Consider the following 21,699-nt stretch of genomic DNA (forward strand, 5'->3'; position numbering starts at 1 on the left):
AGTAGTTGGTTGCGGCAGTACATGGTATTATTGCGAGAAATATGGCGGTGCCTTGGTGCATCGCCATTGTGTTGTTTTGTTGGAAGGAGCATCTATGGCACTGCTGCCCTCGATGTATATCCGCGATAGCGCCGACCATGTTGGCGAAGCGGTCAAACTTGCTGGTTGGGTCTATCACAAAACCGAAAAAGGCAAGTTGGTTTTTATTCAATTACGCGATGGTACCGCCACGATTCAATGTGTGGTGTTTAAAAAGAATGTCAGCGAAGAAGTTTTTGCGCGAGCCAAAGAATTAACTCAAGAATCTTCGTGCTATATCCATGGTACACTTCGCGCCGACGAACGCTCGAGCTTGGGTTTTGAATTAGATGTTACTGATATCGAAATTGTGCATCTAACCCAAAATTACCCAATTACCCCCAAAGAGCATGGCACGCAATTTTTGATGGAGCATCGCCATCTGTGGGTGCGCTCTGCCAAACAACATGCCTTGTTGCGCATTCGTGCTCAAGTGATTGCCGCAGCCCAAGAATATTTGAACAGCGAACATTTTGTGCGCTACGACTCGCCGATTCTCACGGCAACCGCTGCTGAAGGTACGAGCGACTTGTTTGCCACCGAATATTTCGATTTGGGTAATGCCTATTTGGCCCAAACTGGCCAGCTTTACGTTGAATCGGGCATGGCAACCTTTGGTCGGGTTTATTGTTTTGGCCCCACTTTTCGGGCTGAAAAATCTAAAACTCGTCGCCACCTGACCGAATTTTGGATGATCGAGCCAGAATTTGCCTTCGCTGACCAAGACGATAATATGGAATTGCAAGAAAATTTCGTTTCCTATATCGTCCAACGCGTGCTTGATCGCTGCGAAGAAGATCTCAAAATTTTAGAGCGCGATACCTCGAAGCTCGAAAATATTGTGCCACCCTTCCCCCGTATCAGCTACGACGAGGCGATTGAAAAAATCAAGCAAGGTGTGGCGGCAGGGGCAACTGTTGCTCCCGATAATGCACCATTAGCCGATTTGGAATGGGGCGACGATTTTGGCGCACCCCATGAAACCTACTTGGCCAGCTTGTTTGATAAACCCTTATTTATCTACAACTATCCAACCAAGGTCAAAGCCTTTTATATGCAACCAGCCGAAGGCCGCCCTGAAGTGGTGCGCTGCGCCGATTTGATCGCTCCCGAAGGCTATGGCGAAATTATCGGTGGCTCACAACGGATTCACGATGCTGAGTTGCTCGAAGCACGCATTCGTGAGCATGGCCTTGATGTCGCCGATTACCAATGGTATTTGGATTTGCGGCGTTATGGCAGTGTGCCGCACTCAGGCTTTGGCATGGGGATCGAACGCTGTGTTGCTTGGCTGGCAGGTACGCGCCACATCCGCGAGGCGATTCCTTTCCCACGCCAACTATATCGTATTTATCCATAAGGCTTGGGGATTGGTTGTTGGTTGTTGGGGATCGGAAATTTTAACGCAGAGGCGGCGAGGGGTCAGGATTCAGGGGCGAGGGGTCAGGATTCAGGGGCGAGGGGTCAGGCATTAAAATTATAATTTAATCCTGGCCCTTCGTGCTCTTCGTGTCCTTCGTGGATCACACCTGACCCCTCGTCAAAAGATACAATTTGATCGCAAACTTCCAAATGGTTTGTTTGAGCGCGATTTTATTGGCCCATGGCAAACTCAGCGTCGTTTCACCATAATAGGCTCCGGCAAGTTGCCCATAAATTGCTCCGGTTGTATCAGCATCATTACCCAAATTAACTGCTAATAAACAGCCTGTTTCAAATGAATTGCTGTGGTAAAACGCCCATAACGCTGCTTCAAGCGTGCGTGGCACATAACCTAAAGCCTCAATTTCTGGTGGTTGGCGTTGCTTGAACGAGCCGCTGGCGATTTCGGCAATTTCAGGGCTAAGTGGGTGCTGTTGCCAATAATCAGGGATTGGATGATAGTTAGAGGCTAAAAGTTGGGCCTTGGGCAACCCATGCAACGCGCCAATAATTAAGCCAACGTAATAACGACAAGCATCGATCGCAATCTGGTTGCCGTGGGTGGTGCGTGAGCTGGCTGCGGCATAAACATCAGCCTGTTGAGGATTATTGACATAAGCAAGGGCGATTGGCGCAATGCGCATTAACGAGCCATTACCCGCTGACCAGCGATCTTGATCGCCGGCAAAAGCATCGCCTGTTTGAATAAAATAATTAATTGCCTCGCGGATGGTGCGCCCGCTATCGATATAGCCACCAGTGCTGCTGAGATGGCCTGTTTTGAGCCAACGCCGATAACGCTGCAGTTGATCAAGTGCATCAAATCCTTGGCATTCGATTAGACTTTCGGCAAGGCACAACAACATGGCGGTATCGTCTGTCCATTGGCCAATAGCCAAATTGAACACGCCTCCGCCAAGCAGATCGCTCATTGGCTCGAATGTACCTGGACGCTGAAATTCTAACGTTGTGCCAAGCGCATCGCCAATCGCTGCGCCGACCAAACATGCGACATAGCGTTGCCAAGGAATCGTTGTTTGCATTGTAGAACCAATGTTAAATGAGGGTTCAGGGTTCAGGAGCGAGGGGTCAGGCATTAGAATGATGCTTTAATCCTGACCCTTCGTGCTCTTTGTGTCCTTCGTGGATCACACCTGACCCCTAACCGCTGGCCCCTGAACCCTAAATGTTACGCCCCAAACAGATAGCTCAAGAAGCGTTCGCCAACTTTTTGCTCGACAGCTTCGGTATTATTGGCTTCTTCGCGAGCAAATTTGACTGATTGTTGCAATTTGCTGATTCGTTCGAGTAATTCGTTGACACGGCGAGCTGGTAAGGCACCTGAAAATTTAATCGTGCGCCAATAGCCAACGATCACATCTTCATAGTAGACTTCGACTTGGGCTGGGTGTTTTTCGGTTGCCTCGGCTTTAACGTGGTTGCGTGGAATTTTTTTGGTACGCACGGTTTGAACTGGCTCGGTTGCCCAGGTATCGCTCGATTGATCAAGATTCCAGGTTTCGGCAGCATCAAGCGTTGGTAATTTACGCACAAATGTTTGCAAATCGACTAATTGTTTTTCTAAAAAGAGCAAATAAGCAACTGGAACATCTTTAAGTAAGGTTTGCCCATCAACAACCACATCGGCTTTGGCGACGCAATTTGTCCAATCTTTGGTAGCAGTCACATCAAATAAACGGGTTAAAATGGCGCTGGTTTGGCGAATAATTTCTTCGGCTCGCATTTGTACTTTGGTTGATTCAGGTGGTAATTGTTCGCCTTCTTCATCTTTTGGGCGGTAGGTGCGGCTAATTCCTGCTAAAAGGGCTTGTTTTTGTAAAGCTTGGTGGGCTTCGGTCAACTCCGAAAATGAGCGGCTTTTGACCCCTTTTTCGACTGCAATGATTTGGTTTAATTTAGCCATTGGATGATCCTCCTCACGAAATAAATTTGAATCTGTTGGCAGTATAGCCAAGCTTGGGTGATTTTGCCATAGCCCTCAGACCGATTGCGCTCAGCCATTGGGCTTAGCCCTCATAGATTGCTCGAAAGTTCTTCATAATCTTTGAACAATCATTTTTTATACTGCACTCAGCGATTTGAAATACCCTGATGCACAAAGGAATGAGTATATGCAAACGGCAACGACGATCAAAAAAGGCAATCGAACCAAAACCAATTATGTTGTCGATCTGGTGATTGGAATCAGTTTTTTGATTGCGACTGCTCCCAATGCCACGGGCGAGCCAATTCACGAGTGGTTGAGCATGGGTTTGGCGGTGATGGTGGTAACCCACTTGTTATTACATTGGCAATGGATTGTGGCAATTACCAAGAAAATTTTTCGTAAAGTTGCTTGGCAACAACGGATCAATTACATCTTAAATATTGGCTTGTTTATTGATATGACGATCATCATGTTCACCGGAATTATGATTTCTAAGACGGTTGTACCGCTGCTTGGGCTGGAATTGCCCAACAATATGACATGGCGCAGCTTGCACGGTCTGGCTTCGGATGCTGGCGTGTTTTTGATTGGCTTGCACTTGGCATTGCACTGGGATTGGATTGTGCGCACCAGCAAGCGCTATTTGATTCAGCCAATCACTAAACGTTTCCACAAACCTGCCCCCCAATTAGCTACCAAGGAGCAATAATTATGAAATTACTCGGACGTATATTAATCATTGCGCTGGCTGTGGCCTTGGTAATTGGCAGTTTGGTGGCAATTGTGCCCAGTAGCTCGGCGGCGGGGTTTGCGGGTGGTCGGCCTGAACGCCAATTGACGATCGATAGCGAGCAAGCCGCTGGCTCAGCCGATCAATCGGCTAGCACGGCACGGCCAGAGTTTGGCGGACGCGAGCGTGGCGGCGATCATCACGAAGGCGGTTTTGGCCATATCATTCGCAATGCTGGTATTATGGCGCTGATTATTGCGCTTGTGGCTTTTGGGATGCGCAGGCTGCGTCGTCGCCGCGATATTGTATGGCTCTAGCTGCTCGGTTGTAAGGCGCGACGATCCCCCAGCGTTGCGCCTTTTGAACCCGTTGCGGGAGATTGGAAACGCACAATGGCTCAGACAATTCTGGTTATCGATGATGAAGCAAAGTTACGTGAATTATTACGCAGCTATCTACAAAATGAGGGCTTTAATGTTTTTGAGGCCAAGAATGGCCGTGAAGGTTTGTATGTCGCCCGTGATGTTAAACCCGATTTGATTTTGCTCGATATTATGATGCCCGAACTTGGTGGCCTCGATTTTATGCGAGCTTGGAATAAAGAAGCTGAAACGCCAATTATTTTATTAACTGCCAAAATTGAAGATCACGATAAAATTATTGGTTTAGAACTAGGCGCTGATGATTATATTACCAAGCCATTTAATGCACGCGAAGTGATGGCACGGGTTCGTGCGGTGCTGCGCCGTAGCTACAAAGCTCAGCCCCAAGCCGATGTACTGCGAATTGGTGAGATTGTGCTGGAGCGTTCGGCTTGTACCTTGATGGTTGGCGAACAAACTGTTGATCTTACGCCCTCGGAATTTGAAATTCTAGCAACCTTGATGGCCTCGCCTGGCCACGTTTTTTCGCGCCTGGATTTGCTCGATCGCACCTCGGGGCAGGCTTACGAAGGCTATGAACGCACCATCGATGTGCATATTCGCAATTTGCGCAGCAAAATCGAGCCAGACCCGAAAAATCCGCGCTATATCGAAACTGTGTATGGGGTTGGCTATCGTTTTGCCCGCCCGAAACGGCCTGAATGATGATGTTACGCTCACTGACATGGAAATTAACCCTCGCTTTTTTGGGGGTCGGCTTGATTGGGGCTGTGGTCGTGGCCTTGTTGGCGCGGCAGAGTGCCCGCAGCGAGTTTGATCGCTTTTTATCCGAGCGCGATCAAACCGAATTAATCAACGCCGTCACAACCTTTTATATGAGCTATTCGACGTGGGACGGCTTGGAATCGGCATTAAATCAAGAGGCTGATTTAGCTTTTTATCGCCGCAGTGCCACGCTGTTTGATCGTGATGGCAACGTGATTTTGGCCAACGGCCCGTATGTACCAGGCATGATTGCCGATCAAGCCACATTAAATGCGACTCAGCCTTTAACTGTTGCCAATCAAACTATTGGTTACATTGCTTTTGGCATGATCCAAACCGCCCAACCGCCAGCGCCAAGTGCTGATCAAATGATCAAAGATGGGCCGCGGCCCCAAGATTCGTTCGATCAACGGATTACCTGGGCAATTGGGGTCAGTGCGATTTTTGCTACGAGCGTAGCCTTGTTGGTGGGCACATTCTTGGCTCGTCGCCTAACCCGCTCGTTGCGCGAGTTGACGGTCGCGACCCAAGCTATGGCGGCTGGCCAGTTGGAGCAGCAAGTTGCGGTGCGTTCAAACGATGAAATTGGCGATTTGGCCCGTTCGTTTAATCATATGAGTGCCGATTTGAGCAAAGCCACCCATTTGCGCAAACAGATGACCGCTGATTTAGCTCATGATTTGCGCACGCCCTTGAGTATTTTGCGTGGCTATGCTGAGGGCTTGCGCGACGGCGTTTTGCAACCATCAGAGACAATTTACACGGTGATTTTTGATGAAGTGACCCACCTACAACGCTTGGTTGACGATTTGCGGGTGCTTTCGTTGGCCGATGCGGGCGAGCTTTCGCTTAATCGGCGCTTGGTTGATCCGGCGGCCTTGATCGAGCGCACGATTTTGAGTGCCTTTGTGCAGGCTGAACGCCAAAATATCGAACTTAAATTAGAAACTGAAGCTGGCCTACCATCGGTTTCGGTCGATACTGATCGCATGGCCCAAGTCTTGAATAATTTAGTTAATAATGCCCTGCGCCATACCAAACAAGGCAGTATTAGCCTGATTGCCAAACGTCAAGCGCAGCAGGTGCAATTGATTATTCGCGATACTGGCAGCGGCATCGATCCTGCTGATGTGCCCTACATTTTCGCGCGTTTCTATCGGGGCGATAGCTCGCGCCAACGTGAAGATCAAGCCTCGACAGGCTTGGGATTGGCGATTGTCAAGGCGATTGTTGAAGCGCATCAAGGCCAAATCGAGGTTGAATCAAGCTTGGGCGAAGGTACGAGCTTTATTATCAGTTTACCGATTGCTTGACAATTAAGATATAATGAAACATATGTTCGTTTAGTAAGGGCGGGTTCAATGCAAATTAAAATGACCAGTGTTTTTGTCGATGATCAAACCAAGGCCTTGAAGTTTTATACTGAAGTCTTGGGCTTTATCAAAAAAGTTGAAGTTCCAGTTGGCGAATTTTTATGGCTGACCGTGGTTTCGCCCGAAACCCCCGATGAAGTTGAATTGGTGCTCGAACCAAATAATCATCCAGCGGCCCAAGCCTACCAAGCCGCCCTCAAAAACGATGGTATTCCCTGTTTGAGCTTGGCGGTCAAAGATATTCAGGCCGAATATAAGCGTATGCAGGGCTTGGGGGTTGAATTCCGTGGCCCGCCCGCCGAAATGGGGCCAACCCTTGCCACAACCTTCGATGATACCTGTGGCAATTGGGTGCAAATGTATCAAAGCTAAATAAGTGATTTTGAGCGTTCTGGTCAGCCGAGTTTGCCAGAACGCTGTTTTGCTTGGAAACGATAATGCTTGAGTATTGCCAAGGCGATCTATTGACTGCGAACGTAGCGGCTTTGGTCAATCCTGTTAATTGTGTGGGAGTGATGGGCAAAGGCTTGGCGTTGCAGTTTCGCCAAGCCTTTCCCGCCAATTACCAAGCCTATGTTAAGGCTTGTCGGGCTAGCGAAGTACAGCTTGGCACAATGTTTGTGTTTGTTGAAACGCGTTATGAACAGTCAACCACGATCATTAACTTTCCGACTAAGCAGCATTGGAAGCAGGAATCCAAGATCATTGATATTACTACAGGCTTGAATGATTTAATCGTCCAACTAACGCTCCGCTCAATTAATTCAATTGCTGTGCCTGCTTTAGGTTGTGGCTATGGTGGGTTGGCTTGGGCCGAGGTTGAGCCATTGATCGGGCAAGCGTTTGAGCGTTTGCCCGCTGTGCAAGTGAAATTATACCCGCCACAGTAAGCTATGATCAAGAACACGACCTTAAACTTTATCAAATGCTGAATGATAAGAAATTGAGCCATCCAAGCCTGCCAATGCGCCATCGACTAATTCTTGGGCCATAAAAAACTTGGCATCGACGGGATAATGGCAGCGCAAATGCCAGTTGGCGGCAGGCCAAAAGCCAAACCGTTGGTAATACTCTGGCCCACCCAAGACAACCAAGGCCTGAATTGCCGCCTGACGACAAGCTTCAATTCCAGCCTTGACCAAAGCCGCGCCAATTCCTGTGCGCTGGTGGCTTGGTAACACCGCTAATGGCCCCAAACCCCAAATCTTGAGGTGGCTTGGCGCTTGATCATACTGCACAGGGCTAAACAGAATATGCCCAACAAGCTGACCGTCAAGCTCAGCGACTAACGAGATGGTTGTGCTTGCTTGACGTAATGCAGTAACTAAATCAGCTTCACCAGCTCTGCCAAAGGCTGCTTGATTGATGGTGGTGATGGTGGCGGAATCGGCGCTGGTTTCAGGTCGAATCTGAATCATGATCCTCCTAAAATGCCAAGAGCTACCATCTTGCGGGTAGCTCTCAGCAGGGTATTGATTGGACTTACAGGCCTGATTCAGCGCGAAGCAATTCAGCTTTGTCGGTGCGTTCCCATGGCAAATCGATGTCAGCACGGCCAAAGTGACCGTAGGCAGCGGTTTGGCGATAGATTGGGCGGCGCAGATCAAGATCACGGATGATCGCACCTGGACGCAAATCAAAGTGTTTGTTGATCAACTCTAACAATTTTTCGTCGCTGACTTTGGCGGTACCAAAGGTTTCAAACGAGATTGAAAGCGGCTTTGAAACGCCGATTGCATAGCTGACTTGCAATTCAAAGCGTTCGGCCAAGCCAGCAGCCACGATGTTTTTGGCAACGTAGCGAGCAGCATAGGCAGCTGAGCGATCAACCTTGGTTGAATCTTTGCCTGAGAAAGCGCCGCCACCGTGGCGAGCAACCCCGCCGTAGGTGTCAACGATGATCTTGCGGCCAGTCAAACCTGAATCGCCCATTGGGCCACCAGTGACGAAGCGGCCAGTTGGGTTGATGAAAATCTTGGTGTTTTCATCAAGCATGCCTTCAGGAATTACCGGCTTAATCACTAATTCGATTACATCCTTGTGAATCCGCTCGTTATCGACGTTGGGATCGTGCTGGGTTGAGATCAACACGGTATCGACGCGCACAGGCTTGCCATGGCTATATTCGACGGTTACTTGGCTCTTGCCGTCGGGGCGTAAGTAGCCAACTTCGCCAGTTTTGCGCACTTTGGCCAAGCGGCGGGTCAATTGGTGAGCCAACGAAATCGTCAAAGGCATAAATTCATCGGTTTCGTTACAAGCGAACCCGAACACCATACCTTGATCGCCAGCGCCAACTTTTTCAATTTCAGCTTCGCGACTGGCTTGATCGTCGCGTACTTCCAAGGCCACATCAACGCCTTGAGCGATGTCGGGCGATTGGCCGTGCAAGGCGACGATAATCCCACAGGTTTCGGCATCGAAGCCGAACTTACCACGGGTGTAGCCAATATCGCTGACAACTTTGCGCACAATATCTTGAACTTCAACATAGCCCTTGGTGGTAACTTCACCGAGAACGACGATCAAGCCGGTGGTAGTAGCGGTTTCGCAAGCTACCCGCGACATGGGGTCTTGGGCCAACAATTCATCTAAGATCGCATCAGAAACTTGGTCACAAATTTTATCGGGGTGTCCTTCAGTCACCGATTCTGAGGTGAAGAAGAACTGTGGAGCACGCATAAACGTAGTTGCATCCATTGAGTTTTATCTCCTAAATCTATGGTTAACCAATCTTGGAGTTCCACACTCATTGGGTTCTCTGAGGATTGGTTTTGCTACAGGCTGAAAATATATACTGAAGCCGAAGGCGGGTTAATGCACTTCGGCCTCAGTCACATTAGCATAAGATCGTTGAACTAGTCTAAACTAGCCTCAAACGATCGATCAGACTAGGTGCCTTCTTCCCATGAGTTGAGGTAGGTTACTTGAGCTTCGGTCAAGATATCGATGCTGATACCCATTGCTGCAAGCTTCAAGCGAGCAATTTCTTGGTCAACTTCTACTGGCAAGGCGTAAACTTTGTTTTCCAACTTGCCTTTGTTGGTCAAGAGATATTCGCTGGCCAAAGCTTGGTTGGCGAATGATTGATCCATTACGGCGCTTGGGTGACCTTCAGCCGAAGCCAAGTTGATCAAGCGGCCTTCGCCCAACAAGTTGATGCGGCGACCATCGGCCATAACGTATTGATCGATGAATTGGCGTGGTTGTTTCTTTTCAACTGCCATTTTTTCCAAGGCTGGAATATCGATTTCAACATTGAAGTGGCCTGAGTTACAAACAATCGCGCCATCTTTCATTGCAGCGAAATCTTCGCCGTCAAGCACGTGAATATCGCCAGTTGCGGTGATGAAGATATCGCCGATGCGAGCTGCATCAACCATTGGCATCACGCGGAAGCCGTCCATTGCAGCTTCGAGCGCCTTGATTGAATCGATTTCGGTAACAATCACGTTTGCGCCGAGACCGTGGGCACGCATTGCGATCCCTTTTGAACACCAGCCGTAACCAGCCACAACCACGGTTTTACCAGCGATCAACACATTGGTTGCGCGGATGATCCCGTCGAGGGTTGATTGGCCAGTGCCATAGCGGTTGTCAAACAAATGCTTGGTTTGGCTATCGTTAACCGCGATCACTGGGAATTCGAGCACGCCTTGGTTGGCCATCGCGCGAAGCCGAATCACACCAGTGGTGGTTTCTTCGGTTGAGCCAATCAAGTTTGGCAACAATTCGCGGCGATCTTTCAACACGGCGCTCACGAGGTCGGCACCATCGTCCATGGTGATGTGAGGAGCGTGGTCGAGGGCGGCTTTCAAGTGATTGTAATAGGTTGCGTTATCTTCGCCCTTGATGGCATAGACGGGGATTTCGTCGTATTGCACCAGCGCTGCGGCAACATCGTCTTGGGTTGAAAGTGGGTTTGAAGCTGCCAACACAATATCAGCGCCACCAGCTTGGAGCGCACGCATCAAGTTAGCGGTTTCAGCGGTAACGTGCAAACATGCCGACATCTTGATGCCTTCAAGTGGACGTTCTTTGCTGAACCGTTCGCGCAATTGGCGCAAGACTGGCATTTCTTGCTCGGCCCAGGCGATGCGGCGCATGCCTTCGTCGGCCAGCTTAATATCCTTAATATCGAAATCCTTAGCCACGAAAAACTCCTTCAATAGAGAAATCAAAATTCAAAAGGCAAAAGGCAAAAAATGCCCAATTTGCCAGATTCAGTCTAGCCAAATAATTCAGCTAAGAGTGGTTCGGCTCCAAAGTTTTCTTCATAGCGAGCCATGAATTCGGCTTTGGTGTGGCGATGTTCTTGCGTACCGTGATGCTCGATGGCATAACAAGCCGTCAAGCTGGCGATCCGACCGGTAACTGGCATCGGCAAGCCTGCCAAGTAACCTCGCACAAATCCGGCGCGGAATGCATCGCCTGCTCCAGTCGGGTCGGCCACAATTGTGGGCTTAGCCGCTGGAATCTCATAAACTTGGCCATTTTGGTAGATTGTAGCACCTTCGCCGCCTTTGGTAACAACCGTTAGGCCAACGACTTGATGCAATTCTTCCTCGGTGCAGCCAATTTTTTCTGCCATCATGGCAAATTCATAATCGTTGCCGATCAAGGCTGCGGCGCTGCGGCAGCCTGCCAGCAATTCTGGGCCGTTCATGCGGGGTGCTTGCATGCTTGGGTCATACAAGTAGGGAATATTGTTGGTTTGGCATTCGATCACTAGTTGCGCCATGGCAGCCGGATCGTTTGGCGCGATAATCACGAAATCGGGGCGATGCCCGTCGAGTGGCAAGCGTTGGCGATGAGCTTGCGCCATCGCACCAGGATAGAAGGCAGTAATTTGGTTATCGGAAAGGTCGGTGTTGATAAAGCACGAAGCCGTAAAATCACCTTCGATCACTTTGATCAAGCCGGTATCGACCCCAGCGTTTTCCAGCCAAGTGCGATATTCGCTGAAATCTTCGCCAACTGTGCCCATAACCGTGGGACGTTCGCCAAGCAAAGCCAAGTTATAGGCAATATTTGGCCCAGTGCCGCCACGCATGCGCTTCATTGATTCTACCAAGAAGCTCACGCTCAACACGTGAACTTTATCGGCCAAAATATGATCTTTGAATTGCCCAGGAAACACCATGATGTAATCGTAGGCAATTGATCCAGCTACAACAATCCGCACGAACAAACTCCTATATGAGAACGATACCGCTGCTATGCTACGTGGATAGCAGCGCTCACTGCAATTTATAGTGCGTCCGAATGACGCGGCTAACCTCGGCCAACAGGCCAAGCGCGTGATCGGCATGGCTTGGCTCGTGTTGAGCGAGACCATGCGCGATAGTTAATAACGAGCCATCAAGTATGCGACTGTTGAGAATATCGTGATCGAGTGCTTCACGTAATAATTCAGTCCATTCATTGACGACATCACTGACCTGAATTTCAGCCAGTTGGGCGGGATCACTGGGCAAACATTCCCAAATAATTGCCCCGCCATTTTCTAAATAATCATTAATGCCCTTGCCACAAGCTAGCAAATCTTGGCGTTGCTCTTTGCTGCACACCAACACCCGCATGCCGCTATTGATCAACAAAGGCCAATCGACAGCTGAACCAGTTGGAGCAATACCACAAGCAATTGGGCTATGTTGAATGGTTTCAGCCAGCAAACTATAGGCCTCAGCTTGGCTAATTGAGCTAAATGGGTGCGCTTGGGCATTCCAAAATGGCTCAATCAAACAGACCCAACCTTGGATATCGTGGATGCGCAATTCGCGAGCTAGCCAACCAATCCGTAAGTGTAAATGTTGTGTCAAGACCTCGCGCAAGCGTTGATCGGCCAATAAAGGGCGTTCTTGGTCATCGATAAGCGTCAAGCCCAAGCTCAACGGCCCATATAAACCAAAACCTAAGGCTTGCGGCAACAACTGGCGATCATTAAGCCATGGCGTATGATCAAGCAATTGTTCAACGCTGTCAACTGCCACATGACCAACCGTATTTTCGAGATAGGCCAATTGATGGGCTTCAAGCTGGCGTTCGAGCTGAGCTAGATCGAAGTGTGGGTCGCTGTTCAAGCCAGGAAAACCATGGGTGCTCAAACGCCATAAGGGCTGCGCAACAAAGGTTGGGGCAATCGGATAGCCCTGAGTCCAACGCATTTGGGCCGCCCATGCACTTGCCTGATTGGTATAGGGCAGATCAAATGGTGCGATCGCTTGACAGCGAAACTCACTTGCCAGCGTTGGCGGCATTGGCAGCCTCAACCATGGTTTGTAATTGTTCAGCAAAGGGCGGGTAGGCAATGCCTTGTTCGGTAATAATTGCTGTTACCAAATGCGCCGGAGTCACATCAAAAGCCGGATGCGCCACCTTAATGCCTGCTGCCGCAATTGCCTGTTGCCCAATATGGGTTACTTCTTGGGTTGAACGTTGTTCGATTGGAATTGCCGCGCCATCGGCGGTCTGCAAATCAATGGTCGATGTTGGCGCAGCAACATACAGTGGAATATTGTGCGCTTTGGCTAACACTGCCAGCCCATAAGTGCCGATTTTATTGGCAACATCGCCATTTGCCGCAATCCGATCCGAGCCAACGATAATACAATCAACCTGGCCTTGCTGCATAAAATAAGCAGCCATGTTATCGGTAATTAAGGTTAAATCGATGCCTGCCTGTTGCAATTCCCACGCGGTGAGTCGTGCGCCCTGCAAAAATGGCCGCGTTTCATCGACCCAAACATGAATTGGCTGCCCATCTTCATGGACTGCGCGAATTGGTGCGAGCGCCGTGCCATAGGCTGCCGTGGCTAAACCACCAGCGTTGCAGTGGGTCAGCACATTGCGCGATTGGGCCAAGAGTACTTTGCCATGCTGGCCGATTGCCCGACACATAGCCTCGTCTTGGTCGCGAATGGCCTCGGCTTCAGCCAATAAACGCTGACGTAATTGATCAACCTCAAGTGTGTGATTGGCTTGGGCTACGTCAAGCATGCGCTGAGTGGCCCAAGCTAGATTGATCGCCGTAGGCCGCGTGGCATCAAGCAGCGCTTTGGCTTTAGCTAGTTTTTCGAGTAATTTACTGCTGGTTTGGGCGGTGCTGCGTTGGGCGGCCAAGGCCATGCCATAGGCTGCCGTGATGCCGATTGCTGGAGCGCCTCGCACTTGCATTGAGCGAATCGCCTCGATCACGCTATTTAAATCCTCACAACGTACAATATCCAGCGTTGCTGGCAAAAGACGTTGGTCGATCAAACAGGGAACTTCATCCCACCAAACAGTTTTAAGTACGTCAGCCATTGGTTGCATTACACAAAAAAACCTCTCAGAGAGAGGCCCGCATGCTCAAACTCATCTATCAGGCCGAACCTGCAGGATTTGGCACCTTCCAAATAATGGGGTTGCCGGGCTTCGTCGGGCCAGTCCCTCTGCCCATCTCGATGAGAGATCGCTTATTCACTGATTTTCCACAGTTCGGTAGGCGATTATAGCATAGTCAATTGCTTGTGACAAATGGCTTTTAGCGCGGTTTGGGCAGGTTGCCCAAGTTGGCTCAGTTGCGATCAAGCCGAAAGATCGCTGCATCGGGATTGGCTCGTTGACATACGCGATCACGCAACAGTTCGGCGGCGACCACGCTATAGGTAATGCCATTGCCGCCATAGCCTAGCGCCAGCAAAATCCGTGGCTGATCGGGCAAATTGTCGATGTAGGGCAAGCCATCCTTGGTTTCGCCAAAGGTTCCAGCCCAGCGATAATCGACATGCAAGGGGATCTGCGGAAACAATTGATTAAAACGTTTAGTTAATTTGGCAGCCTTACGTTCGAGTAGGGCATCGCGCTTGGCAGGCAGATCAATCTGATCATCTTCGCCGCCAATAATGGCTCGGCCTTCGTTGGTGGTACGCAAGTAGACATATGGACGAGCGCTTTCCCAAATCAAGCATCGTTCATACCAGCCACTAAAATCGGTTAATGGCTCGCTTGCCAGTGCATAGCTACTGCGAAATTTCACCAACTTGGGCTTGATATAGTGTTGCGCTTCATAGCCCGCCGCCAAAATCAGATATTTGGCATGAATGCGATAGCCAGTTTCGGTGGTGACCGTTACACCGTCGCTGTTGCTTTGCCATTCTTTGGCAACCGTGCGATCAAAAATTTGTACGCCACGTTGCGCCGCCTGCTTGAAAAGTGCATGGGATAGTTGAAAGGCATCAACTTCGCCTGCACTGTAGGAATATAGCGCCGCCGGAGCGGTAAAACTAAACCGTTCGCCAATCGCGGCTTTGTCGAGCAAATCGAGTTTGAAGCCATGAGCTTGACGTAAGGCGAATTCTTGGCGCAATTGTTTGACATGCCAGCGACTACTAGCGAGATATAAACTGGTTTTGTATGAAAAATGGTCTGCTACACCAACTTTTTGGGCTAAATCGGCAACCTTATCAATTGCCTCGCGACATAGGTGATAGGCGCGAACTGCCTGTTGCTCGCCAACCAATTTAACCAATTCAGTTAGCGGCGTATCGATTTCATATTGCAGCAAGGCGGTGCTGGCGCTAGTGCTGCCCCCAGCAAGCTCACGTTTTTCCAGCACTACCGTATCGATATTAGCCTCGCTGAGGTAGTGAGCGATCAGTGCTCCGCTAATGCCGCCGCCAATCACCACAACCTCACAGGTTAAATCGTTCTGCAAACGAGGGTAGATATTTAATAAGCCATTTTTAACTGCCCAAAACGGATATCCGCTATGTAAATCCATTGCTTGGCTGCTCCTGATATGTGCGCTTTGGGCAAGCCTTGAGCAAGGGTTATGCCGCTAGATCAAGGGTAATCTTGGCTGATTAATCCTGTGTAGCCAAAGCATACATCGCCACAATCCGACCATTTGGATCGCAGGATTGCTCTTGGAAGCCCAAGGATTGATAGAGGTTGCGGGCGGCATGATTATGTTCGCGGTAGCTTAACCAGACCTGCTTTATATTCTCAAGGGCTGCGACCTCGGCTAAAATTGCCTGCATTGCTGCGCGGCCATAACCGTGGCCTTGATACGCTTGATCGATCATTAATCGCGCAACTCGATATTGGCCAGTATTAGGGCTAATGCCATAAACTGCCAAGCCAACCAATGCATCGGCTTGGGTCAGAATCGCGCGAATCTGCATGGTTGGGTAAAACTGAGTTTCGGCAATTGAATAGAGGTTGGATGCGACAAAATCTTGCTGTTCGGCAGGCAAGCTTAATTCGCAACATGCTTGCCAATTTTCGCGAGTAATTGGAGTTAAATGCACAATTGTCATTGCCATTTCCTTGCTTTGTTATTAATACGTGAATATAAACAAATTTGATATAGGAATCAATGTTGAGCTAAATACAATCATCTTCGCTGAATCGTAGAGAAACATCGGTGTAGGTGATCGTTGGGGTAATTAGCACAGTCATTTCGATAATCGGACATTCCATTGAGGCTAATTCTAGCGTGCGATTTGGCTCTCTAATAAAGATATCATCCCATCCATCTAGATTTTTTTTCATTCACATAATATTGAACGATCTCAGCAGGTGCAAGCTCTGTGATATAACTGACGGTTCGGCCATGCTGGTTCAAGGCAAGCGGCGTAGGCGTGCTTGTGAACTGGGCTGAAGCTGGATACATAATGTTGGGCATGCTTGTCCGTTTCACTCCATCCGCAGTACAGCCAACGCATAATAAAAGGATTACAATGCTGTGCCACCACATTTGCTTGTTCATTGAACCTCCATTGAATTAGATGCTTGAAAAGTTTTGACTAAATGTCGTTATGTGTAGTGTAGAACAATCAAATGGATGCAAAATGGATCTTGGATGATTGTTTGCTGGATTTTGAGATAGACAAAACCCTGCTGCACTGCAACAGGGTTTTGCAACGAAAAGGTTATGGTGCTAAAAATGATTAATGACCAAATGCCTTCAAGGTCAATGCGCCACCAGCTAGCGTTGCCACATTCGTGAAGCCGCTTTGGCGCAAAATCCGGTAGGCGATGTAGCTGCGCATGCCAACCATACAGTGTAAGCGAATTGGTCGCCCTTCGGCTTGGGCTTTGAGGCTTGGAATCGCGGTGCGTAGTTCAGCCAGCGGCAGATTTATCGCTTCTGGAATGTGCCACGCTGCATATTCATCAGGGTTGCGCACATCAACGATCAGCGCATGCTCAGTGATCGCGGGATATTCCTCGGCATACCAGAATTTCACCGTGCCATCGAGCAGGTTGCTGGCCAAAAATCCAGCCATGTTAATGGGATCTTTGGCCGAGCCATAGGGCGGCGCATAGGCCAACTCAAGCTCAGTCAAGTCGTGGACGCTCATTTTGGCGCGAATTGCCGTCGCCAAGACATCGATGCGTTTATCCACGCCAGCGCCACCAACGATTTGCGCCCCTAGAATTCTCCCATCGGCAGGGGCAAATAAGAGCTTGAGATGCATTGGTTGAGCATCAGGGTAGTAGCCAGCGTGATCATTGGGGTGCAAATAGATTTTGTGATAGGCGCGTTGGGCGCGTTGCAGGCTCTTTTCCGAGGCTCCGGTCATGGCACAAGTGGTTGTATGCACTTTGACGATCGCCGTGCCTTGGCTGGAATGATAGCGACTGCTGCGCCCAAGCATATGCTCCGCCACGATGCGGCCTTGGCGGTTAGCCGGCCCCGCCAGCGCAATCAAGGCTGGTTGTTGCAACACCGTATCTTGCACTTCAATCACATCGCCAGCAGCATAAATCGCTGGGTCGGAGGTTTGTAGATGCTGGTTGACGGCGATGCCGCCACGTTCGCCAAGCGTCAGGCCAGCGGTTTGGGCTAATTGGCTGGCTGGCCGCACCCCAACCGCCATAATCACCAGATCGGTTTTGATCTGCCGCCCATCGCTGAGATGTACAGCGATTTGCTGGTTGGTTGGTACAAAGCGTTGAGCGCTGGCCCCAAGATGCAATTTAACCCCATGTTGTTGCAGCAAATCAGCAACTTCGCTAACCATCTCATGATCGAACAAGGGCAACACTTGCTTGGCCAGCTCAACTAGCTCGACGGTTAGGCCACGCTGTTGCAAGGCTTCAATCGTTTCGAGGCCAATATAGCCAGCGCCGATGACCACCGCATGGCCTGCGCCATCAGCCAATAATTGATTGATCTGATCAACATCGGGGATTGTGCGAACTGTGTGAATTTGGGGTAAATCGCTGCCAGGAATCGGCAATTGTAAGGCTTGACTGCCGACCGCAATCAACAATTTATCGTAGCGCTCTTGGATTGGCGTGGGCTGTTGGGGTGTTTTGATCGTCACAGTTTTTTGCTGAGGATCGATGGCGATCACCTCGTGTTGTAAGCGTAGGTCGAGATTAAAGGTTTGGCGCAGATATTCAGGGCTGGCAACTAAGAGCTTTTCGCGCTCAGCGATTGTGCCAGCGATATGGTAGGGCAAACCACAATTGGCATACGAAACATACTCGCCGCGTTCCAACACCACAATCTCGGCATGTTCGTCGAGCCGACGGAGGCGGGTGGCGGCACTCATGCCAGCAGCGACCCCGCCGATAATCATAATTTTCATCACAAGCCTCAAATTTAAATGGCAACATCGATTGCTACTTAATTGATGCAGCTTGCAGCGATTTTGTTACATTCTTCACAACAGGGTTTGGGCAGCGGATGAGCAAGCCAGCATCAAATTCAATCATAAAACGTTTGCCGCTGAAATAGGTGATTAGATGGTTGACGAAAGCGTACCAATTCGCTACTTAGATGAAGACTAACTGACATATTTAAAAACCCTGCTGCATTGCAACAGGGTTTTGCTTAACAAGTAATGATTGGTTGAATTTAGAAGTTACGGTCGAGTACGTAGTCGGCGATTTCGCGCAGCAGCTCTTTGGCATCTGATGGCGGGAAGATATCGAGTGCTGCTAAGCCACGTTGGGTAATCTCACGGGCTTGAGCGATGGCTTGATCGATCCCACCAAGCTGCTTCACTTGGCTAATTGCTTGGGTAACTTGCTCATCACTAAGCTGTTCATATTGATCAAGCAAGTTGACCAACGGATGCTCATGATGATCTTTGACTGCCAAGATCAAAGGCAAGGTGATGGTGCCTTCGCGTAAATCGTTGCCAGCAGGCTTGCCGAGGGTTTCCTCGGTGCTGACGAAATCGAGAATATCATCGACAATTTGGAAGGCTAAGCCAATATCATAGCCATAACGGGCGGCGGCCTCAATTTCTTCAGGGCTGCCACCACCACAAACCACCCCAGCGGCGGCAGCGGCTTCAAATAAAGCGGCAGTTTTGCCACCAATTTTGGCGTAATATTGTTCGAGGGCTGTTGCCGTTGGGAGCGTGGCCATGACGGGGTGTAATTCAGAGGCTGAAATCGTCATAACCGATTCGGCGAAAATCTGAATTACGCGTGGATCGGGAGCTAGTGCCATTTCGCCAGCAGCCACCGCAAACAGGTAATCACCAACCATCAATGCTACGCCTTGATCCCATTTGGCATGGACGGTAACTTTGCCGCGGCGGCGGTCGGCATCATCGACTAAATCGTCGTGAACCAAACTGGCTGCATGAATCAACTCGACAGCAGTTGCCGCATGCAAGCTATCGCTCAAACGGTAGCGCCCTAATTGTGATGCAAGCAGAACCATCATGGCTCGTAAACGCTTGCCACCAGAGCTAACAATGTGTTGACCAGCAGCCGTGATCAGCGCCGATTGCGATTCGACTCGCTGCATAATGCGATCTTCGACGGCTTGCAGATCATGGCGTAACGTGCTTGGGATTTCCAATTGTTTTAATGTGTGCGTCATAGCACGCTTCCTAATAAATTCGGTCTTTGTGAAAGTTATCGCGTACAGCAAAGCATACCCGAAAACGATCCTAGCGTCAACGGATTTGCCGCTGGCTTTAGGCTCGGTTACACTAAGGCCTAGGCTATCTGAGAGCTTTGTGAGAGGTTTTGAAAGCCGCTAGGAGTATACGCAATGCTGACCGTTGAAGATATTTTGGCAATTTTGCCCCATCGCCCGCCATTTCTGTTGGTTGACCGCATTTTAGAGATCGAAGATGGCCTGCGAGCAGTGGGCTTGAAAAACGTCACCATGAACGAGCCATTTTTCGTGGGCCATTTTCCAGGTCGGCCTGTGATGCCTGGCGTATTGATTGTCGAAGCCCTAGCTCAAGTTGGGGCGGTAATCATTTTGCGCCAGCCAGAGTATGTTGGCAAAATTGTGATGTTTGCTGGGATTGATGATTTTCGTTTCAAGCGCCCAGTTACGCCTGGTGATACACTTAAATTAGAAGTAAGCCTTGATAAAATGCGCCGTCGCATTGGCAAAGGCCAGGCTAAGGCCACGGTTGATGGCACAGTGGTTGCCGAAGGTGGGCTAATGTTTGCAATTGTTGATTAGAAGATTGCCGTAAACATTCGCCTACAGAAGGAGTCTGTTGTGGATACGTTCAATGTTGAGCTACGAGATAAGCTCATTCTGGTGGTTGATGATGAACCACGTTTAGTCACATTTATGCGCGTTAATCTCGAAGCCGAGGGTTGCCGCGTGATTAGCGCCGAAAATGGCCGCAAAGCGCTGGAAAAAGTGCGCGAAGATATGCCCGATGCGGTGCTGTTGGATATTATGATGCCTGGCTTGGATGGCTATGAAACCCTGCGCCGCTTACGGGAATTTTCGTCGATTCCAGTGATTTTTCTGACTGCCAAAGATGAAGAGGATGATCGGATTCGCGGTTTGGAGCTTGGTGCTGATGATTATATTGGCAAGCCATTTAGCCATCGCGAGTTGGTCAGCCGCTTGCGGGCAGTGCTGCGTCGCCATTATGTGACCCCAACTCAAGCGGTTTCGACCACCAAAATCGACGACCGTTTGACCGTCGATTTTGATCGGCGCGAGGTCTTGGTCAATGGTGAACGGATCAGCTTGCGGCCAACCGAATACCGCTTGCTCTATCATTTGGTGCAAAATGCTGGCTTTGTGATGCCGCACGAAACCTTGCTAGCCAAAGTTTGGGGGCCAGAATATCGCGACGAAAGCCATTATTTGCGCTTGTATGTGACCTATCTGCGCCAAAAAATCGAAGAAGACCCCGCTAACCCACACTATATCTTAACCGAACGCGGGGTTGGCTATCGCTTTGTTGATTTCAAGAAGAAGCACGACGAATAACGCCTATTTACGCGTAGATGCTCAATGCCGAAATAAGCATTGAGCATTTTTTATTGCTGAGGAGTGATAGATGATCAATTGCTCCCACTATTGCAATGATCAGGTATAGCAGTTCTTTACATTCGACGCTATAGGTGAATCAGGCTGCTTGTTTTGGCTTAAATAAAGCTTCGATTGCAATGCGCGGGCTGCTCAAAATTGGAATATTTTGTTGACATAATTGAATTGCTCCTGCCATCGATGCTTGAGCCAATACAATCACATCAACCTGATCGATTGTTTCAAGCACAATGGCAATCTGTTGCAAATAGCTGGCTTGATCGTTGGCGAGAAAGGACTTCCATGCATCCAAACAGCAATAATCACGAATTTCGATGGTTTTGGCTTGGTGTTGCGCGATTGCATTGAGGAGGGCATAGGTTGGCTCAAGTGTGCTGGTTAAAGCCGCAACTACCGCGATTCGCGAGCCAGTTGCAATTGCTTGTTCTGCCATCGCCCGATCAACTCGTATCACGGTGGGGTCTAAAGTTTCGGCCAAGCCGCCCAGCGTCGAGCATGTGCAAACGATCCGTTCTACGCCATTGGCTTGGAGTTGCTTAATTATTTGAGTGAGTTGTTGGCTAATGGCGGACGTTAATCCTTCTTGACGAGCTTGTTCAAGCAAGGTTGGCATAACGACATGCTCAACCGTACAGTTTGGCTGGATTTCGCCAACCAATTGCTCAAATGTAGCGACATGCATGCTGGCGGTGTGAATAAACCCGATGCTACTAATCATACTGTTGCTAACCTCA

At 49.5% G+C, this 21,699-nt stretch carries 22 protein-coding genes and 1 riboswitch; of the genes, 9 read left to right on the plus strand and 13 right to left on the minus strand.

Features of this window, described 5'->3' with window-relative positions:
• Window positions 1-94: 94 nt before the first annotated feature.
• Window positions 95-1,438, plus strand: coding sequence for an asparagine--tRNA ligase (gene asnS, locus DEF47_RS10690; RefSeq protein WP_012189906.1), 1,344 nt, complete (start codon window positions 95-97; stop codon window positions 1,436-1,438).
• A gap of 163 nt (window positions 1,439-1,601) precedes the next feature.
• Here asnS and DEF47_RS10695 read toward each other — a convergent pair whose 3' ends face one another.
• Window positions 1,602-2,543: an ADP-ribosylglycohydrolase family protein gene (locus DEF47_RS10695; RefSeq protein WP_041304460.1), complete on the minus strand. Its 942-nt coding sequence runs from the start codon at window positions 2,541-2,543 to the stop codon at window positions 1,602-1,604.
• 146 nt (window positions 2,544-2,689) lie between these two features.
• Window positions 2,690-3,424, minus strand: coding sequence for a DUF7873 family protein (locus DEF47_RS10700; RefSeq protein WP_012189904.1), 735 nt, complete (start codon window positions 3,422-3,424; stop codon window positions 2,690-2,692).
• Window positions 3,425-3,632: 208 nt separating this feature from the next.
• Here DEF47_RS10700 and DEF47_RS10705 point away from each other — a divergent pair, with 208 nt between their 5' ends.
• From DEF47_RS10705 to DEF47_RS10730, 6 genes are all read left to right on the plus strand, one after another.
• Window positions 3,633-4,157: a DUF4405 domain-containing protein gene (locus tag DEF47_RS10705; protein ID WP_012189903.1), complete on the plus strand. Its 525-nt coding sequence runs from the start codon at window positions 3,633-3,635 to the stop codon at window positions 4,155-4,157.
• Window positions 4,158-4,159: 2 nt separating this feature from the next.
• A complete protein-coding gene (locus tag DEF47_RS10710) occupies window positions 4,160-4,495 on the plus strand; it encodes a hypothetical protein (protein WP_012189902.1) in 336 nt (111 codons plus the stop codon).
• Window positions 4,496-4,570: 75 nt separating this feature from the next.
• Window positions 4,571-5,266, plus strand: coding sequence for a response regulator (locus tag DEF47_RS10715; protein ID WP_012189901.1), 696 nt, complete (start codon window positions 4,571-4,573; stop codon window positions 5,264-5,266).
• A complete protein-coding gene (locus tag DEF47_RS10720) occupies window positions 5,263-6,639 on the plus strand; it encodes a sensor histidine kinase (protein WP_012189900.1) in 1,377 nt (458 codons plus the stop codon). Before DEF47_RS10715 ends, DEF47_RS10720 begins: the two co-directional genes overlap by 4 nt.
• A gap of 48 nt (window positions 6,640-6,687) precedes the next feature.
• Window positions 6,688-7,071, plus strand: a complete 384-nt coding sequence (locus DEF47_RS10725) for a VOC family protein (RefSeq protein WP_012189899.1) — start codon at window positions 6,688-6,690, stop codon at window positions 7,069-7,071.
• Between the two features lie 65 nt (window positions 7,072-7,136).
• The gene (locus DEF47_RS10730) at window positions 7,137-7,589 is read left to right on the plus strand and encodes a macro domain-containing protein (protein WP_012189898.1); all 453 of its coding nucleotides are present in this window, start codon (window positions 7,137-7,139) and stop codon (window positions 7,587-7,589) included.
• Window positions 7,590-7,610: 21 nt separating this feature from the next.
• Here the strand turns inward: DEF47_RS10730 and DEF47_RS10735 are convergent, their stop codons facing one another.
• The 10 genes from DEF47_RS10735 to DEF47_RS10780 all read right to left on the minus strand — a co-directional run bounded on the left by DEF47_RS10735 (window position 7,611) and on the right by DEF47_RS10780 (window position 19,534).
• Window positions 7,611-8,117, minus strand: coding sequence for a GNAT family N-acetyltransferase (locus tag DEF47_RS10735; protein WP_012189897.1), 507 nt, complete (start codon window positions 8,115-8,117; stop codon window positions 7,611-7,613).
• A gap of 64 nt (window positions 8,118-8,181) precedes the next feature.
• A complete protein-coding gene (gene metK / locus DEF47_RS10740) occupies window positions 8,182-9,399 on the minus strand; it encodes a methionine adenosyltransferase (protein ID WP_012189896.1) in 1,218 nt (405 codons plus the stop codon).
• Between the two features lie 191 nt (window positions 9,400-9,590).
• Complete coding sequence (ahcY, locus tag DEF47_RS10745; protein ID WP_012189895.1) at window positions 9,591-10,853, minus strand: adenosylhomocysteinase; 1,263 nt, start codon at window positions 10,851-10,853, stop codon at window positions 9,591-9,593.
• Between the two features lie 74 nt (window positions 10,854-10,927).
• On the minus strand, window positions 10,928-11,884 hold the full coding sequence (locus tag DEF47_RS10750) for a carbohydrate kinase family protein (RefSeq protein WP_012189894.1): 957 nt from the start codon (window positions 11,882-11,884) through the stop codon (window positions 10,928-10,930).
• Window positions 11,885-11,939: 55 nt separating this feature from the next.
• A complete protein-coding gene (locus DEF47_RS10755) occupies window positions 11,940-12,959 on the minus strand; it encodes a hypothetical protein (RefSeq protein ID WP_012189893.1) in 1,020 nt (339 codons plus the stop codon).
• Window positions 12,937-14,004: an S-methyl-5-thioribose-1-phosphate isomerase gene (gene mtnA, locus DEF47_RS10760; protein ID WP_041306228.1), complete on the minus strand. Its 1,068-nt coding sequence runs from the start codon at window positions 14,002-14,004 to the stop codon at window positions 12,937-12,939. The genes DEF47_RS10755 and mtnA overlap by 23 nt, the downstream gene beginning before the upstream one ends.
• 48 nt (window positions 14,005-14,052) lie before the next feature.
• Window positions 14,053-14,151, minus strand: a riboswitch (SAM riboswitch).
• Window positions 14,152-14,257: 106 nt separating this feature from the next.
• Window positions 14,258-15,463 carry an NAD(P)/FAD-dependent oxidoreductase gene (locus DEF47_RS10765; RefSeq protein ID WP_012189891.1) on the minus strand — a complete coding sequence of 402 codons (1,206 nt, stop codon included), beginning with the start codon at window positions 15,461-15,463 and terminating at the stop codon, window positions 14,258-14,260.
• Between the two features lie 82 nt (window positions 15,464-15,545).
• The gene (locus DEF47_RS10770) at window positions 15,546-16,001 is read right to left on the minus strand and encodes a GNAT family N-acetyltransferase (protein ID WP_012189890.1); all 456 of its coding nucleotides are present in this window, start codon (window positions 15,999-16,001) and stop codon (window positions 15,546-15,548) included.
• A gap of 633 nt (window positions 16,002-16,634) precedes the next feature.
• The gene (locus tag DEF47_RS10775; protein WP_012189889.1) at window positions 16,635-18,284 is read right to left on the minus strand and encodes an FAD-dependent oxidoreductase; all 1,650 of its coding nucleotides are present in this window, start codon (window positions 18,282-18,284) and stop codon (window positions 16,635-16,637) included.
• 269 nt (window positions 18,285-18,553) lie between these two features.
• Window positions 18,554-19,534 carry a polyprenyl synthetase family protein gene (locus DEF47_RS10780; RefSeq protein ID WP_012189888.1) on the minus strand — a complete coding sequence of 327 codons (981 nt, stop codon included), beginning with the start codon at window positions 19,532-19,534 and terminating at the stop codon, window positions 18,554-18,556.
• 174 nt (window positions 19,535-19,708) lie between these two features.
• Between DEF47_RS10780 and fabZ the strand changes: the two genes are divergently transcribed.
• Together fabZ and DEF47_RS10790 are read left to right on the plus strand one after the other, a co-directional pair.
• Window positions 19,709-20,134, plus strand: coding sequence for a 3-hydroxyacyl-ACP dehydratase FabZ (gene fabZ / locus DEF47_RS10785; protein WP_012189887.1), 426 nt, complete (start codon window positions 19,709-19,711; stop codon window positions 20,132-20,134).
• Window positions 20,135-20,173: 39 nt separating this feature from the next.
• Window positions 20,174-20,905 carry a response regulator transcription factor gene (locus DEF47_RS10790; protein WP_012189886.1) on the plus strand — a complete coding sequence of 244 codons (732 nt, stop codon included), beginning with the start codon at window positions 20,174-20,176 and terminating at the stop codon, window positions 20,903-20,905.
• Between the two features lie 139 nt (window positions 20,906-21,044).
• Here the strand turns inward: DEF47_RS10790 and DEF47_RS10795 are convergent, their stop codons facing one another.
• Window positions 21,045-21,683 carry an aspartate/glutamate racemase family protein gene (locus DEF47_RS10795; RefSeq protein ID WP_012189885.1) on the minus strand — a complete coding sequence of 213 codons (639 nt, stop codon included), beginning with the start codon at window positions 21,681-21,683 and terminating at the stop codon, window positions 21,045-21,047.
• Window positions 21,684-21,699: the final 16 nt, after the last annotated feature.

This window comes from Herpetosiphon sp. (genome assembly GCF_003512625.1).
GTDB classification, from domain to species: Bacteria; Chloroflexota; Chloroflexia; order Chloroflexales; family Herpetosiphonaceae; genus Herpetosiphon; species Herpetosiphon aurantiacus.